Below are 16,814 nucleotides of genomic sequence, written 5' to 3'. Positions count from 1 at the left end.
GATGAGACAATTTATGCAGGTGGTTTGCGCCGCGTGGCTACTGGCCGGATGCGCATCAGGTGGCAGCGTGGGGATTGGCGGTGTAGGGATCGGCGGAGGCGGGGGGAGCAGCGGTGTAGGGGTTGGCCTCTCCTTTCCGGTGGGCGGCAGCACGTCTACCGCGGAGAGCGGTCAGGCGGACTGCGACGGCGATGTTTATCGGGTGCAACCCCGCTATCCAGAGCAGGCCGCGGCGCAGAACTACTCCGGCAGAGTCACGGTGTCGTTTAACGTCAAGCTGAACGGGCGGGCGGCGGACTACGAAGCGGCGGGAGATAAACCCTTCTTCGACGAGACAAAGCGGGCGGTGATGCGCAGCTGCTGGCCAGCCGGGGTCAGGCAGAATCTGGTAGCAAGTTACCAGAACGGCAAGACGGCGACCTGGGTCGAAAACTCTCTGTCCGGCACACCATAAAGACAAAAAAAACCGGCCACATCAGTGGCCGGTTTCACGATTACTGCTTATCAGGCAAGGCATACGCGATGATGTAATCCCCGCGATCCGGTGACTGACGTGCACCGCCCGCATTGATGATGATGTACTGCTTCCCGGTTTTCGGTGACACATAGGTCATCGGCCCGGACTGGCTGCCCACCGGCAGACGGTCTTTCCAGATCTCTTTCCCGTTGGCGGTATCGAACGCGCGCAGGTAGAAGTCCTGAGTCCCGGCGAAGAACAGCAGGCCAGACTGGGTGGAGAGCGATGCCCCCAGGGTCGGCATGCCGATTGGGATTGGCATATGCATGCGAATGCCCAGCGGACCGGTATCTTCCACTGTACCCACCGGAACCTGCCACACCAGTTTGCCGGACTTCAGATCGACCGCAGACATAGTGCCGAACGGCGGTTTCTGGCACGGAATGCCCAGCGGCGACAGGAAACGCTCACGCATGGCGCCAAACGGTGTACCGTCCATCGGGACGATCCCCATCTCAATCCCGCTGGCGTTTTTAGCCACATTGGCGCGCGGCACCATGTAGTTCGCCAGCCCCAGACGCATATCGTTGACGAACATCAGGCTATTATTCGGGTCCACCGACACGCTGCCCCAGTTCATCCCGCCCAGCGAGCCCGGGAACTGCAGGGAGCGATCCAGACCCGGCGGGGTATAGACGCCCTGATGGCGCATCTCTTTAAACTGGATGCGGCACAGCAGCAGGTCAACCGGCGTCGCGCCCCACATATCCGACTCGTGCAGGGTCTGGTTGCCAATCATTGGCATGCCCACCGAGTACGGCTGGGTAGGGGAATAACGCTCGCCCTCGACATTCCCGGCAGGCACCGGACGCTCTTCCACTTTCGCCACCGGCTCGCCGGTTTCGCGGTTGAGCATAAAGATCATGCCCTGCTTGCTGGTCTGCACCAGCACCGGGGTTGAGCCGCCTTTATCATCCGGCAGATCGTACAGCAGCGGCTGAGAAGGCAGGTCGAAATCCCACAGATCGTGGTGGGTGGTCTGGAAATGCCAGCGGACCTGACCGGTTGCGGCATCCACCGCCACAATCGAGGAGCTGTATTTATCGTCCAGCTCGGTACGTTCGCCCGCGTAGAAGTCTGGGGTGGCGTTACCGGTCGGGAGGTAGATCAGGTTTAGCTTCGCGTCATAGGACATCGCTGACCAGACGTTCGGCGTCCCGCGGGTGTAAGTCTGGCCTTCCGGCGGCAGGCCGGTGAGGTTCGGGTTGCCTGGATCCCAGGCCCACGCCAGTTTCCCGGTATGCACATCATAAGCACGGACCACACCCGGCGGTTCACCGGTGGAGAAGTTATCCGCCACGCGTCCACCCACGACCACCACATTACCCGCCACCAGCGGGGTGGAGGTCTGCTGATAGTAGCCAGGCTTGATTTCACCCATGCCCACGCCAAGGTCAACCACGCCGTGGTCGCCAAAGTCGTCGCACAGCTGACCGTTATCGGCGTTAAGTGCAATCAGACGGGCATCGGTGGTCGGCAGGAACAGACGGCGCGCACAGGCGGCAGGCTGTGTCTCTGTCGGTGACGTTGTCACCTTGGGGGTCTCTTCAAAATAGCCCAGCCCACGGCAGCGCTGCCAGTTGGGTGCAGTGGCTTTCGAATCGTAACGCCACTTCTCTTTCCCGGAGTCCACGTCCAGCGCCAGCACTTTGCTGTACGGGGTACAGACAAACAGCGTATCGCCAATCTGCAGCGGGGTGTTCTGGTCTTCCGCGCCGGAGCCGTTGCTCTGCGGAATGTCGCCGGTATGGGCAACCCAGGCCACCTTCAGATCGTTTACGTTCTGCTTGTTAATCTGGTCCAGCGCGGCAAAACGGTCGCCGTGAGTGGTGTTACCCCAGTGCGCCCAGTTCTTCTGCTGTTGACCTTCGGCGACCGGTTTAACCGGGACGGGTTCGTTAGCGGCAACCAGGGTTTGCGGCTTAAACATCCAGCCGATGCTCACCAGCATCACCACCGCCAGCACGGCAGCAATGGTGAACGCCGGGGCTTTGTTAACCGGTTGATCTGCGCCACGCAGGAACGGCCAGACGATGGCGGCGAGGAAGGCCAGCACCGCAAAGGTGAACAGGCGCGAGAACAGCGGCCAGAAATCCCAGCCCGCGTCGCTCACGGCCCAGACCAGCGAGGCGATAAACGCCACCGCGTAAAGGATGATGCCGCTGGCGCGACGGCGCGCAATGAGGAACGCGGCGATCAGCATCACCACGCCCATGATCAGGAAGTACCAGCTTCCCCCTACGGTGGCGAGCTTAAAGCCCAGCCCACCGACCGCCAGCCCGATGAGTGCCATCAGACCGACCAGCAGCCACAGCAGGATCCGGGGGAACCCACGTAGCGAATTACCTAAAGCCATTTCTGTCTCCTGAAATAATCTTGTCTTCGCTGGCCAGACAGCATTGCATCTGAACCAAATGGGTAACAGAAGAGAAGATCCATGATGAAAAAGTCGGACATAACGCCTTTATAGCGTCTTGGAGATCACCGCTGCGTTATTTGAATGAACCATTTGGTGAAATCGGCGGGTATGATAAATCTGTTAAATTGTTTTGCGCAATTGTTAATGAATGATTTCGCATTATTTGAGTAACGGAAACAAAAAGCCCGTCATCAAGACGGGCATAGAGGAAGTGTGATCACACCGGCATGGATTTACGTATCGCGCTGAGCAGCGTCTGGGTGGCGGTGGAGAGTGGGGCCTCCACGCGGGTTAATACCCCAATCGGTTCGCCGGGGCTGGAGGTGGTTACCGGCAGCGCCACCAGCGTGCCCTGGCGCAGATCCTCTTTCACCGCGCCGGAAGGCACGAACCAGACATAGTCAAAATCGACCGTCAGCTGGCGCGACAGGGAGGCCGACAGGGTTTCGATACAGCCCGACGGCAGTTTACACCCCTGCGTTTCCAGTAGTGTTTCTGCGGTCTGGCGCGGAACGGTGCCTTTTGGGGAGACCACTACCGGCCACTCCATCACCCGGCTGAGGGTCACGGTATCATTGAGGATCGGATGACGTGGGCGCACCACCAGCTTCAGGGATTCAAGGAACAGCAGCTCATAGTTGAGGCCGCTCATCAGCTCCGGGTCCGACATTCTGCCGATCCCCAGATCCAGCTCCCCGGACTTGAGCCCCGCCAGCAGCATGGTGTTATTCATGGTCGCCACCTGCAGCGTGATGTTGCGCTGCTGCTTGTGAAACTGGCCGATAACCGCAGGCAGAATGCCCAGCGCTGCGGTAGGGAGAGCCCCAATGCGCACCACATCCCCCGGCACGTCGTTACGCCGCGTCAGCGACTGGCCCGCCGTATTCAGGGCATCAAGCACTTTAACGGCGTGGGTCAGGAATTGCTCTCCCACCAGCGTCAGCTGTGCACCCAGTCGTCCCCGGTCGAACAGGCGGGTACCGGTCAGCTGCTCCAGCTCGTTCAGCGTTTTGGAGAGCGCAGGCTGGCTCAGATTAAGCGTCTCAGCCGCACGCCCCAGCGTTCCCTGTTGAGCGACGGCCACAAAAGTGTGCAGATGGCGCAGACGAATGCGCTGACTAAACAAACCATTTTTTTCCATAGGCGATGTTAAAAACAGAGGTAGCGAAGTGACAAGTAAAGTTGTTTAATTTTGATAACCTGCTAGCAAAATATTATTAACATTCAATCTAATTGAGTAACAAGCATTTTTTGGATATGTCCGGAAATAGTTGTGCAGACGCCTGAATCGCTTAACGTCGCTGCTAGTCAGGAAATGAGCACCCCTCCACCTGGATCACAAATCGTAAATTCTTCCCGCCAGCCGCAATGGCCTTCTCTACACTCCAGGTAATATTCACTGGAGGCATTAAATCATGGCGAACAACATCACGGCTGATGATATTCGGGAGAACTTTTCACAGGCGATGTCGGCAATGTATCAGCAGGAAGTTCCGCAATACGGAACGCTGCTGGAGCTGGTCGCAGATGTGAATCTGGCGGTACTGGAAAATAACCCGAAACTGCATGAGCAACTGGCCAACGCGGATGAACTGGCTCGCCTCAACCTCGAACGCCACGGGGCAATCCGTGTCGGTACGGCCCTGGAGCTGGCCACCCTGCGGCGGATGTTCGCCATTATGGGGATGTTCCCGGTCAGCTATTACGATCTCTCCCAGGCCGGGGTGCCGGTCCACTCCACCGCGTTTCGTCCGGTTGACGATGCCGCCCTGTGCCGTAACCCGTTTCGAATTTTCACCTCGCTGCTGCGCCTCGATCTGATCGACAACGTTTCCCTGCGCGAGCAGGCGGCAGAGATTCTGGCCCGCCGCAACATCTTCACTCCCCGCTGTCTGGAGCTGATTGCCCTGCACGAGGCGGAAGGGGAATTCACCCCGGCGCAGGCTGAGGAGTTTGTCCAGCAGGCGCTGGAGACGTTCCGCTGGCACCGCCATGCCACGGTGGATCACGAAACTTACCAGGCGCTGCACAACGAACACCGGCTGATTGCCGACGTGGTCTGCTTCCCGGGCTGCCATATCAACCACCTGACGCCGCGCACCCTGGATATCGACCGGGTGCAGGCCCTGATGCCGGAGTATGGCATTGAGCCGAAGATGCTGATTGAGGGGCCGCCGCGTCGGGAGGTGCCGCTTCTGCTGCGTCAGACCAGCTTTAAGGCGCTGGAGGAACCGATTCTGTTTGCAGGCGAACATCGCGGAACTCATACCGCTCGCTTCGGTGAGATCGAGCAGCGCGGCGTGGCGTTAACCCCGAAAGGACGCGAGCTGTACGATCGCCTGCTGGCCGAGTCCGGTACCGGCAAGGATAACCTGACTCATCAGCTGCATCTCCAGGAGGTCTTCCGGGCCTTTCCCGACAGCGACATCTTCCTGCGCCGTCAGGGGCTGGCATGGTTCCGCTATCGCCTGACCCCGGCGGGCGAGTCGCACCGGCACTCCTTTGGCCCTGGGGACGATCCTCAGCCGTTGATTGAGCGCGGCTGGGTGGTGGCCCAGCCCATCACCTATGAAGATTTTCTTCCGGTGAGCGCCGCCGGGATCTTTCAGTCGAACCTCGGGAATGAAACCCAGGCCCGCACCCACGGCAACGCCAGCCGCGATGCCTTTGAGGAGGCGCTGGGGTGCCCGGTGCTGGATGAGTTCACCCTCTACCAGGAGGCTGAAGAGCGCAGCAAGCGGCGTTGCGGTTTGCTCTGAAAACGGTACTCTGCGGGGATGAGTCAGCAATGTAAGGTCAGTATGGAAAACGCCTCATCTCAGATAATTACCACGCGCCAGGGGGCGCTGAGCGGCATCACGGATGGCGATGTGCAGAACTGGCGCGCCATTCCCTACGCCGCGCCGCCGGTGGGCGCGTTGCGCTGGCGCTCGCCGCAGCCTGTTGAAAGCTGGCAGGGGGTGCGTCAGGCCACCGCCTTTTCACCGTCGAGCTGGCAGAGCAGTGAGTATTGCCAGCAGCTGGGCGGGGGCGATCCGGGGCGTTTCTCGGAAGATTGCCTCTACCTGAACGTCTGGTCGCCGGTTCAGCGTCCGGAACCCCTCCCGGTGATGGTCTGGCTGCACGGGGGCGGCTTTACCATTGGCGCGGGCGGGTTGCCGCCCTATGACGGGAAGGCTCTGGCACAGCGCGGCGTGATTGTGGTGACGCTGAACTACCGGCTGGGCCATCTGGGCTTTTTTGCCCATCCGGCGCTGGAAGGGGAAGAGGAGCGGGTGGTGCATAACTTTGCCCTGCTCGATCAGATCGCCGCCCTGGAGTGGGTGCGGGACAACATCGCCCGGTTTGGCGGTGACCCGCACAATATCACCCTGTTCGGCGAGTCCGCCGGCGCGCGCAGCGTGCTGTCACTGCTGGCCTCACCGCTGGCAAAGGGGCTGTTTCATAAGGCGATTGTTCAGAGCGGATATACTCTGCCGGATACGCCCCGGGAGCAGGCGCTCAGAAAGGGCGAGGCGCTGGCGGCTCATTTTGGGCTGCAAAACGCTACCGCCGAGCAGCTGCGGGCGATCCCGCCAGAGGCGCTCTGGCCGCTGACGGCCCCGCTGAACGTGGCACCTGCGCCCATCGTCGGGGATTGCGTGTTACCCGAGCCGATGCTGGAGGTCTTTTTCGCCGCCCGCCACCATCCGGTGCCGATCATGGTGGGCTCCAACAGCGACGAAGCCAGCGTGATGGCGGTGTTTGGTATCGATCTCGCGGGGCAGATCCAGAAGCTGCGCCGGGAGCGGCGGCTGGGGCTGGGGTTAATCAAGCTGCTCTATCCGGGGGTTAAGGATGATACCGAGTTAGGGCGCCAGGTGTGTCGGGATATGGCCTTCACCACCCTGGGGTTTGTGGTGATGCAGGCCCAGCGGCGGGTAGGGCAGCCGTGCTGGCGCTACTGGTTTGACTATGTCGCCGAAGCCGAGCACGCCACCTACGTTAACGGCGCATGGCACGGCAATGAGGTGCCGTATGTGTTTGATACGCTTACCCTGGCCGAGCCCGCCCGGCACTACGTGAATAACAACGATCTGGCGTTCTCAGCCCAGGTTGCCGATTACTGGGTTAACTTCGCCCGCCATGCCAGCCAGACGTGTGACATCCTGGATGGCCCGACGCGCTGGCCTGCCTGTCACCACGGGCGGGACGTACTGCTGCGCATCGGAGTGAATAAACATGCGGGATTTAAGCTTGAAAACCGCTTTATGCGCGCCCGGATGGTGCTGTTTAAACGGGTGATGAAGCACCACGTCAGCCTGGATTAAGCAGACACTCGCGAAAGGCGGCCAGTCCGGCCGCTTTGTCGCGCGACTCCCGCAGCACCAGTCGGTAGCTGGCCCCGGTTCTGACGCTGCTGGCGTAAGGCCGCACCAGCCGCCCGGCGCGGATGTCTTCCGCCACCAGCGTCTCATCGGCAATCGCCACTCCGAGCCCCTGAATGGCGGCAGTGATTGCCAGATCCATAGTGTCGAAGTGTTGATTTTTGTGCATGACAGACGGCTGTGCGGTCTGTTTTTCCAGCCACAGCGACCAGTCGGTCTTATCCCGGGTCGGGTGCAGGAAGGTGAGCGACTCCACCGCTGAGCCCTGGCGCAGGGGGCTTAACACCGGGGTTAACGCCTCCTCAAACAGCAGATCCCCGGCGCTGAGCTGAGTGCCAAACACGATGGCGGCATCATAGGATTCGGTTTTGAAATTAACGCTGTGCTCGTTGGTGGTGGTCAGGGCGATCTGCAGTTCAGGCTGCTCGCGCTCCACCTGCAACAACCGCGGCACCAGCCAGCGCATGGCGCAGGTGGGGACTTTAAGACGCACCACGGTTTGCTGGGCGCGGGCCTGATCCACCACCGTCAGAATCTGTTCATACGAGGCGCGCAGATCCGGCAGCAGGGCGCTGCCCTGGGAGGAGAGGCGCAGCCCGCGGGCGTGACGTTCAAACAGCGGAAAGCCGAACCAGCTTTCGAGGGCGGCAATCTTGCGGCTCACCGCCCCCTGAGTCAGGCACAGCTCTTTAGCGGCATGGGTCAGGTTCAGATGCCGCGCGGTGACGATAAAGGCCTCAACGGCGGTAAGCGGGAACGAGCGACGCGACACAGAACCTCCAGGTATGATTTTTTGTCATGGCTATTATGACAACAATTCGATTGTCGCCACAATAGCCTTCGGGTTGAATAGTTATGCAATCTCTACCAGAGGAATTTCCGATGACGCTGCGTACTCCGATACAACCCCGTTCCAAACTGCCGGACGTTGGCACCACCATTTTTACCGTTATCGGTCAACTCTCCGCTGAGCACAATGCCATCAACCTTTCCCAGGGTGCGCCGAACTTCGAATGCGATCCGGCGCTGATTGCCGGTGTCCACCGGGCGATGCAGGCGGGCCATAACCAGTATGCGTCGATGACCGGGCTGGCACCGCTGAAAGCGCGCATCGCCGATAAAATCGCCTCGCTGTATGGCACGCAATACGATCCCGCCAGCGAAGTGTTGATCACCGCCAGCGCCAGCGAAGGGCTTTACTCCGCCATCAGCGGGCTGGTGCATCCCGGCGACGAGGTGATCTACTTTGAACCTTCGTTCGACAGCTATGCGCCGATTGTGCGTCTGCAGGGCGCGACCCCGGTCGCCATCAAGCTGACGGTGCCGGATTTCGCGGTGAACTGGGATGAAGTCCGCGCCGCCATTACCTCGCGCACGCGGATGATCATCATCAACACGCCGCATAACCCGAGCGGACAGGTCTTCTCTGCCGAGGATCTGCAACAGCTGGCGGCCATTACCCGCAACACCGATATCATCATTCTCTCTGACGAAGTGTACGAGCACGTGGTGTTTGACGACGTGCCGCATCACGGCATGGCGACCCATCCCGGGCTGGCGGAGCGCAGCGTGATCGTCTCGTCGTTTGGCAAAACCTATCACGTTACCGGCTGGCGCGTTGGCTACTGTGTCGCTCCGGCGGAGCTGATGGACGAGATCTGCAAGATCCATCAGTTTTTAATGTTTTCAGCCGATACGCCAATGCAGTACGCTTTTGCTGAGCATATGGCCGACCCGCAAACCTGGCTTTCGCTGGCGGCGTTTTACCAGCGTAAACGCGATCTGCTGGTTAACCTGATGGCGGATTCACCCTTCCGTCTGCTGCCGAGCGCTGGCTCGTTCTTCCTGCTGGCGGATTACAGCCACTTCAGCGACGAGCGCGACAGCGAGATGGTGAAACGGCTGATTGTTGACCACGGCGTTGCCACCATTCCGCTGTCGGCGTTTTACACCGACGGGACAGATAACAAATTAATCCGCCTCTCTTTTGCGAAAGATGAGGCAACATTACGGGCAGGTGCGCAGGCCCTGTGTCGGGTAACACCACGCTAAGGAGTTCAGTCATGAAATTAAAAGCCTTCGTTGTCGGCCTGGGATTGCTGTGTTCGTTCTCTTCCATCGCCGCAACAGAATTACGTTATGGCGTAGAAGCCGAGTATCCGCCGTTTGAGAGCCGTAACGCCTCGGGTGAGCTGGAAGGGTTTGATATTGAGCTCGGGAACGCCATTTGCGCCGCCGCCGCCCTGAAATGCAGCTGGGTGGAGACCTCGTTTGACGCGCTGATCCCGGGGCTGGTGGCCAAGAAATTCGATGCTATCAACTCGGCGATGAACATCACCGACCAGCGTCGTCAGAGCATCGACTTTACCCAGCCGATCTATCGTATTCCTTCCCAACTGGTGGGCAAGACCGGCACCGCGGTCGATGCCACCCCGGAAGGGCTGAAAGGCAAGACCATTGGCGTGTTGCAGGGTTCCATTCAGGAGACCTACGCCAAGGAGCACTGGGAAAAGCAGGGCGTTACCGTGGTGTCCTATAAAGATCAGAACATGGCCTGGGGCGACCTACTGAACGGGCGTATTGACGCCTCGCTGGTGATGTCTGCCGCCGGGCAGGCAGGATTCCTCAGCAAGCCGCAGGGGAAAGGCTTCGGCTTTATCGGCAAGCCGGTGGCGGATGACACTATTCTCGGAAGTGGGATCGGTTATGGTCTGCGTAAAGGCGATGAGGCCACTAAGAAGCAGCTTGATGCCGCCATTGATAAAGTCCGCGCTGACGGCACTATCGATAAGCTGGCGAAGAAGTACTTCCCGGGTATCGATGTCAGCGTAAAATAACAACAATTTAGCCGTTTAGCCCCTGGCGTTGATGTCCGGCAGGGGCTTTTTTATACTTTTCTTTACCTCCGTTTCGGGCAATTCTCCTCGACAGAAAAATCTTTCTCCCTTTGCGCAGATTCTCGCCTGTCAATAATTGGATTCTTAACCGTTTTTGTTTAGGCTGTGCCCTCTTAATGATGTTCTTTCTTGCCGTTGTTTCGCCGATGCGAAACCCACTCCCCACGACCATAAGGACGTTTTCCCAGGCATGAATCGCAGACGTTTTTTAAAAGGCTCAATGGCCGTTGCCGCACTGAGCGGGACTTCCGGACTCGCCGCGCTCTTTTCCCGGGCGGCCAGTGCGGCTGAATCGGATATTGCGGACGGTACGAGCCGTCGTTTCGACTTTTCCGTGCTGCAGTCCATGGCGCACGACCTGGCGCAAACACCGTGGGGCGGTGCGCCGCGTCCGCTGCCGGATACCTTAGCGACGCTGACGCCGCAGGCCTATAACAGCATCCAGTACGATGCGAAGCAGTCGCTGTGGAATAACATCGAAAACCGCCAGCTCGACGTGCAGTTCTTCCACGTCGGGATGGGCTTCCGCCGCCGGGTGCGCATGTTCTCTCTGGACAGCCAGAGCGCCCAGGCGCGTGAGATTCACTTCCGCCCGGAGCTGTTCAACTACCATGACGCGGGCGTCGACACTAAACAGCTGGAAGGCCAGAGCGATTTAGGCTTTGCCGGTTTCCGCGCCTTTAAATCTCCGGAGCTGGCGCGTCGCGATATCGTCTCCTTCCTCGGTGCCAGCTACTTCCGAGCGGTGGATGATACTTACCAGTACGGCCTCTCGGCGCGTGGCCTGGCGCTGAACACCTACGCCGATACGCAAGAAGAGTTCCCGGACTTTACCTCGTTCTGGTTTGAAACCGTCAAACCGGGCGCGACCACCTTTACGGTCTATACCCTGCTCGACAGTCCGAGCATCACCGGGGCCTATAAGTTCGTGATCCACTGCGAGAAGACCCAGGTGATCATGGATGTCGAAAACCATCTGTATGCCCGCAAGGACATTCAGCAGCTGGGCATTTCGCCGATGACCAGCATGTTCGCCTGCGGCAACAACGAGCGCCGCATGTGCGACACCATACACCCGCAGATCCACGATTCCGATCGTCTGGCGATGTGGCGCGGCAACGGGGAGTGGATCTGCCGTCCGCTGAATAACCCGCAGAAGCTGCAGTTCAACGCCTATACCGACAAGAACCCGAAAGGGTTTGGTCTGTTACAGCTTGATCGTGATTTCTCGCATTATCAGGACATTATGGGCTGGTACAACAAACGCCCAAGCCTGTGGGTCGAACCGCGTAACCAGTGGGGCAAAGGCACCGTGTCGCTGATGGAGATCCCGACCACCGGTGAAACCCTGGATAACGTGGTCTGCTTCTGGCAGCCGGAAAAACCGGTGAAAGCGGGAGATAAGCTGGACTTCCAGTATCGTCTCTACTGGAGCGCCAAACCGCCGGTCCGTTCTCCGCTGGCCAACGTGATGGCGACCCGCACCGGGATGGGCGGCTTCCCGGAAGGCTGGGCCCCGGGCGAGCACTTCCCGAAAGTGTGGTCGCGCCGTTTCGCGGTCGATTTTGTTGGTGGCGATCTGAAGGCGGCTGCACCGAAAGGGATCGAGCCGGTGATCACCCTCTCCAGTGGGGAAGCGAAGCAGATTGAGATCCTCTACGTGGAGCCGTTCGACGGGTATCGCATCCTGTTTGACTGGTACCCGACCAGCGACTCCACCGATACCGTGGACATGCGCATGTTCCTGCGCTGCCAGGGCGAGGCGATCAGCGAAACCTGGCTGTATCACTACTTCCCACCCGCAGCGGATAAACGCCAGTACGTTGATGACCGGGTAATGCGTTAAGGCAACAGGCACAAACCGTAGGCCGGGCAAGCGCATGCGCCGCCCGGCATTGCACAGGATGCACAATGACCACCACAACCGAAGAAATTATCCCCGTCAATGCGCATCTCGAACTGCGCGCCACCGATGAGCGTTACACCACCGAGCTGCACGATCTGGTGGTCAAAAACCGGGCGTATCTGCAGGACTATCTCAACTGGCCGCAGTTTGTGGGCTCAGAAGAGGACACCCGCCAGAACATCCTCAGCAACCAGATGCTGCATCAGCGCGGTTACGCCAAAATGTTCCTTATCTTCAGGGATAACGTCCTGGCAGGCGTGCTGTCGTTCAATTCCATCGAGCCGCTGAACAAAACGGGTTATATCGGCTACTGGCTGGATGAAGCGCATCAGGGGCAGGGGATTTTATCTCAGGCGCTGGAGGCGTTTATCCGCCACTACGCCAGACGCGGCGAGATCCGCCGCTTTGTGATCAAGTGCCGGGTCGACAACCCCGCCAGTAACCAGGTGGCGCTGCGCAACGGCTTCCTGCTGGAAGGGTGCCTGAAAGAGGCCGAGTTCCTCAACGGGCGCTATGACGACCAGAATATCTACGCCCGGATCTGCACCTCATAATGCCCCGAGCAACGGCGTGCGCGTGATGTGCTGCGCGCCGTTAATCATCTTCTCGCCGCGCAGGTGAATCACGTCTCCGTGTGACGCTTCAATCACCGCGTCATCGGTAATTTCAATATGATGCTCGATCAGCACTTCTCCGTGAATGCGCGCCCGACCCTGGATCACCACTTTATCGTCAATCAGGATCGGCCCGCCGCGCAGCCAGGCGTTGCCACCAATCAGGACGTGATGTTTGATCACGCAGTTACCCTCGACCAGCGCGTTTTCCGCCACCTGGGAGCTGTAACGCAGGGTTGGGATGGCATCCTCTTCCAGCCCGGCGAGCAGGCGGGCGTTGCCGTACACTTTGGCGCAGTCGCACACCCAGACGTTATTCACCTCGTTGCCCTCGAGCAGCGCGTTCTCAAACACTTCGGCACGATGCTCGACAAAGGCATAACTGACGATGGCATTGCCGTAGATCTGCGCCTGATGCACCACCCGCGACTGGCTAACGGTGGCCTCGCCGAAAATGCGCAGGATCTGATGCGGGTCCGGGGTCAGGCCTTTGGCGGCAATCACCATGCTGTTATGCAGAATGCGGGCGTTGTCGAACAGATGACATTCCCCGCGCACCACTGAAGACTGCACCGTGACGTTGTCACTTAAGCGAGCTCCATAGCCGATCTCAGCCCCATCCACCCAGACGTTATCGCCAATGGAAACCTGATGGCTGATGACGCAAGGCTGGGTGATCCGCGCGTTGCCGCTGACCTGCGCGCCGGCGAAGACCACGCTGTTCTCATCGTAGATCCAGCAGTCGTGCTCGTGAGACAGGGCCGATTCGTCATCGATCCAGCCACCCCGGGTGCCTGATTTCACATCGCTGAAATCACGTTCGGCGATAATCTGGCGCACTTTTACCGCTGTTTTTGTCTCACCGTCCTGCCAGTGGTGCAAACGGCTTTCATCACTAAGTCGATATTTTTTCATCACTGTGCCCGCAGTTGTCGTCTCCACTAAACGTAGCAAACTTTAGCTTGATCGAAACAGTGGCATCCGCAAATGAAACACCTTAAACTAGTATTTCAAATATATTTTATAGATTAAAATTTATGTATAAAACGCAAGCGACTGAACGCGTTCTTAATTTACCCGCGGGTTACTACGGGATGGTGCTGGGAACCATCGGTATGGGCTTTGCCTGGCGTTACGCCAGCACCCTCTGGCCGGTGACGCGTTGGCCGGGGGAGATCCTGGTGACGCTGGCGATGGTGATGTGGCTCCTGCTGACCGCGGCGTTTCTCACCCGCGCGATACGTTTTCCGCGCAGCGTGCTGGCGGAGATGCGCCACCCGGTGATGAGCAGCTTTGTCAGCCTGTTTCCGGCCACCACCATGCTGGTGGCGATTGGCTTCGTGCCCTGGTTTCGTCCGCTGGCGTTGGCCCTGTTCACCGTCGGGGTGGTGGTGCAGCTGAGCTATGCGGCGTGGCAGTCTGCCGGACTGTGGCGCGGCAAACACCCGGAGGAGGCGACTACACCGGGCCTCTATCTGCCGACGGTGGCGAATAATTTTATCAGCGCCATGGCCTGCGGGGCGCTCGGGTTTCACGATGCCGGGCTGGTGTTCCTTGGGGCCGGGGTTTTCTCCTGGCTGAGCCTGGAGCCGGTGATTTTGCAGCGTCTGCGCAGTGCAGGCGAACTGCCTTCGGCGATGCGCACCTCCCTTGGGATCCAGCTGGCGCCCGCGCTGGTGGCCTGTAGCGCCTGGTTGAGCGTCAACGGCGGCGAAGCCGATACCTTCGCCAAAATGCTGTTTGGCTACGGCCTGCTGCAGCTGTTATTTACCCTGCGCCTGATGCCCTGGTATCTGTCGCAGCCGTTTAATGCGTCGTTCTGGAGCTTTTCGTTCGGCGTCTCGGCGCTGGCCACCACCGGTCTGCATCTGGGGCAGAGTAGCCCGTCCGGTTTTTTCCACGCCATCGCCATCCCGCTATTTATTTTTACCAACGCCATCATTGCGCTATTACTGGTGCGCACGTTTATCCTGCTGATGCAGGGGAAACTGTTGGTCCGTGCAGACAAAGCAACGCTTATGCAAGTTGAGGAAAGAGAATGACTGTGTTTGATGAGAACTACTTCACCGAAAAATATGGCATGACCCGCACCCACTCTGAGGTGGTGTATAGCGCAGGGATGGTTAAACCGGGCAAAACCCTGGATCTCGGCTGCGGCAACGGGCGCAACAGCCTCTATCTGGCGGCGAACGGCTTTGATGTCACCGCCTGGGATAAGAATGCGGCAAGCATCGATAACATCGAGAGCATCAAGGCGAAAGAGGGCATCACTAACCTGCAGACGGCGATTAAGGATCTCAACAGCCTGCATTTTGACGGCGAATACGATTTTATCCTCTCGACCGTGGTGCTGATGTTCCTGCAGGCAGAAACCATTCCTGGCCTGATCGACAATATGCAGCGCTGCACCAGACCGGGTGGCTATAACCTGATTGTCGCGGCGATGGATACCGAAGATTATCCGTGCAACGTCGGCTTCCCGTTTGCGTTTAAAACCGGGGAGCTGAGCGGCTACTATGCGGGCTGGGAACAGCTGAAATACAACGAGGACGTCGGCGAATTACACCGCACCGACGCCCAGGGGAATCGTATTAAACTGCGTTTCGCCACGCTGCTGGCGCGCAAACCGGCTTAACGTGCATTGCCCGGCGGCGCTTCGAAGGTAAAAGCAAAACGACAACCAGAGGTTGTCGTTTTTAGTGTTTGCTCCCTCTCCCTGTGGGAGAGGGTTGGGGTGAGGGCATCAGACCGCACTAAACCATCTTCGGCTTAACGTGCCGCCAGCAAACAGAGCTGTAGCGCCGTGTTATACGAGGCCTCGAACGATTTCAGCGGTAAAAACTCAAACTTCGAATGGAAGTTATGGGCACCGGTGAAGAAGTTCGGGGTCAGCAGCCCCTTCGCTGACAGGGCCGCGCCGTCGGTGCCGCCGCGCATCGGGGTCGGTTTCGGCGTGATGCCTAAGCTCTCCATCGCCTCAAACATCAGGTCGATGGCGCGACGGTCTTCACCCACCGCGTTGCTGATATTGCTGTAGGTATCTTCAATGTGCCAGCTCACCTTTGCGGTAGGGTGCTGTGCGGCAATTTTCTCCGCTACGTCGCTAATCTGCGCCTTGCGGGCGGCGAAACTGTCGCGATCGAAATCACGGATATTGGCTTTCAGCACCGCCTCGTTTTGCCCGGCCTGGATGCCGTTAAACCAGATATAGCCTTCGCGGCCTTCGGTGTGCTCCGGGGTTTGCAGGCGATCGAAGTGGCTGATGTAGTCGGTGGCCATCAGCAGCGGGTTCACCAGCACGCCTTTGGCCGACATCGGGTGCGCCGTCACGCCGGTAAAGCGAATTTCTGCCGCCGCGGCGTTGAAGTTCTCATAAACAATTTCTCCCAGCTCGCAGCAGTCGATGGTCCAGGCAAAATCGACGTCAAAACGCGCCAGATCCAGCGCTTTCGCTCCGCACAGACCAATCTCTTCGTCCGGCACAAAGGCCACCACGATATCGCCATGCCGATGCTCTGCAGTGAGGTTTTCCAGCACCGTCATTACCACGGTCACCGCCGCTTTGTTGTCGGCACCCAGCACGCTGGTGCCGTCGCTGAAGATGATCGCTTCGTTGGGGTAGGCCAGAATTTCCGGGTGCTCGCTGACCCGCAGCCAGATATCTTTTTCGGCATTCAGGCAGAGATCATCGCCTGTAAAGGTGAGGATCTGCGGATAAATATCCGGTGACAAACCCACGTCGACGGTATCGATATGGGTGATAAAACCGATCCGCGCCGCGCCGGGCACGTTGCCCTTTTTGACCGCCGTAACGGTGGCAAATTCGTCGATCACAATGTCGTCCAGACCCAGCGTTTGCAGCTCCATCGCCAGTGCCCGAGCCATCTCGTGCTGGCCGGGTGTGGAGGGCAAGGTTTTCACCTTCGGATCGCTCTGACTGGTGATAGCCAGATAGCGAAAGAAGCGTTGGGTTAATTGACTGGCGAGCGCGTGAGCCATGGTTGATCCTTCTTTATTTGTGTTATCAGGTGTTTGCACAATCACTTTAATGATATTTATGGTTTGGCACGACAAAAATTCATTAGCCGTCAAAT

At 58.9% G+C, this 16,814-nt stretch carries 14 protein-coding genes; 9 read left to right on the top strand and 5 right to left on the bottom strand.

Translation table 11 applies throughout. The features are described 5' to 3' along the window. The first annotated feature begins 1 nt into the window (after position 1). A complete protein-coding gene (locus SOM40_RS11860; protein WP_312996057.1) occupies positions 2–454 on the top strand; it encodes an energy transducer TonB in 453 nt (150 codons plus the stop codon). Between the two features lie 40 nt (positions 455–494). Here the strand turns inward: SOM40_RS11860 and SOM40_RS11855 are convergent, their stop codons facing one another. Then, complete coding sequence (locus SOM40_RS11855) at positions 495–2,873, bottom strand: glucose/quinate/shikimate family membrane-bound PQQ-dependent dehydrogenase (protein ID WP_320531116.1); 2,379 nt, start codon at positions 2,871–2,873, stop codon at positions 495–497. Positions 2,874–3,153: 280 nt separating this feature from the next. Beyond that, the gene (locus SOM40_RS11850; protein ID WP_225758712.1) at positions 3,154–4,077 is read right to left on the bottom strand and encodes a LysR substrate-binding domain-containing protein; all 924 of its coding nucleotides are present in this window, start codon (positions 4,075–4,077) and stop codon (positions 3,154–3,156) included. Between the two features lie 274 nt (positions 4,078–4,351). Between SOM40_RS11850 and hglS the strand changes: the two genes are divergently transcribed. Both hglS and SOM40_RS11840 read left to right on the top strand, forming a co-directional pair. Beyond that, positions 4,352–5,695 carry a 2-oxoadipate dioxygenase/decarboxylase HglS gene (gene hglS / locus SOM40_RS11845; RefSeq protein ID WP_320531115.1) on the top strand — a complete coding sequence of 448 codons (1,344 nt, stop codon included), beginning with the start codon at positions 4,352–4,354 and terminating at the stop codon, positions 5,693–5,695. Positions 5,696–5,737: 42 nt separating this feature from the next. Next, positions 5,738–7,246 (top strand): carboxylesterase/lipase family protein, encoded by a 1,509-nt coding sequence (locus tag SOM40_RS11840; protein WP_320531123.1) that lies wholly within the window; start codon positions 5,738–5,740, stop codon positions 7,244–7,246. Here the strand turns inward: SOM40_RS11840 and SOM40_RS11835 are convergent. Then, positions 7,233–8,075, bottom strand: coding sequence for a LysR substrate-binding domain-containing protein (locus tag SOM40_RS11835; RefSeq protein ID WP_166182552.1), 843 nt, complete (start codon positions 8,073–8,075; stop codon positions 7,233–7,235). The two genes, SOM40_RS11840 and SOM40_RS11835, sit on opposite strands and share 14 nt — an antisense overlap. Positions 8,076–8,185: 110 nt before the next feature. Here SOM40_RS11835 and SOM40_RS11830 point away from each other — a divergent pair, with 110 nt between their 5' ends. The 4 genes from SOM40_RS11830 (at position 8,186) to rimL (ending at position 12,660) form a co-directional block, all read left to right on the top strand. Further along, positions 8,186–9,355: a pyridoxal phosphate-dependent aminotransferase gene (locus tag SOM40_RS11830; protein WP_320531114.1), complete on the top strand. Its 1,170-nt coding sequence runs from the start codon at positions 8,186–8,188 to the stop codon at positions 9,353–9,355. Between the two features lie 11 nt (positions 9,356–9,366). Then, positions 9,367–10,140, top strand: coding sequence for an ABC transporter substrate-binding protein (locus SOM40_RS11825; RefSeq protein ID WP_106992991.1), 774 nt, complete (start codon positions 9,367–9,369; stop codon positions 10,138–10,140). 250 nt (positions 10,141–10,390) lie between these two features. Continuing rightward, complete coding sequence (locus SOM40_RS11820; RefSeq protein WP_261643803.1) at positions 10,391–12,046, top strand: glucan biosynthesis protein D; 1,656 nt, start codon at positions 10,391–10,393, stop codon at positions 12,044–12,046. 65 nt (positions 12,047–12,111) lie between these two features. After that, positions 12,112–12,660, top strand: coding sequence for a 50S ribosomal protein L7/L12-serine acetyltransferase (gene rimL, locus SOM40_RS11815; RefSeq protein WP_320531113.1), 549 nt, complete (start codon positions 12,112–12,114; stop codon positions 12,658–12,660). Here the strand turns inward: rimL and ydcK are convergent. Continuing rightward, positions 12,655–13,635, bottom strand: a complete 981-nt coding sequence (ydcK, locus tag SOM40_RS11810; protein WP_261643801.1) for a YdcK family protein — start codon at positions 13,633–13,635, stop codon at positions 12,655–12,657. The genes rimL and ydcK overlap by 6 nt on opposite strands. A 122-nt stretch (positions 13,636–13,757) precedes the next feature. On the opposite strand from ydcK, the gene tehA reads away from it, so the two are divergent. Beyond that, the gene (gene tehA, locus SOM40_RS11805; protein ID WP_106992987.1) at positions 13,758–14,762 is read left to right on the top strand and encodes a dicarboxylate transporter/tellurite-resistance protein TehA; all 1,005 of its coding nucleotides are present in this window, start codon (positions 13,758–13,760) and stop codon (positions 14,760–14,762) included. Beyond that, on the top strand, positions 14,759–15,355 hold the full coding sequence (gene tehB, locus SOM40_RS11800; RefSeq protein ID WP_320531112.1) for a tellurite resistance methyltransferase TehB: 597 nt from the start codon (positions 14,759–14,761) through the stop codon (positions 15,353–15,355). Before tehA ends, tehB begins: the two co-directional genes overlap by 4 nt. A 134-nt stretch (positions 15,356–15,489) precedes the next feature. Here the strand turns inward: tehB and pepT are convergent, their stop codons facing one another. Beyond that, positions 15,490–16,719, bottom strand: a complete 1,230-nt coding sequence (gene pepT, locus SOM40_RS11795; protein ID WP_320531111.1) for a peptidase T — start codon at positions 16,717–16,719, stop codon at positions 15,490–15,492. Positions 16,720–16,814: the final 95 nt, after the last annotated feature.

Source organism: Leclercia sp. CFBP8987 (assembly GCF_034044995.2).
Lineage (GTDB): Bacteria > Pseudomonadota > Gammaproteobacteria > Enterobacterales > Enterobacteriaceae > Enterobacter > Enterobacter tamurae.
The sequence above is the reverse complement of the archived record's forward strand: the minus strand, read 5'-3'. Positions and strand labels throughout refer to the sequence as shown.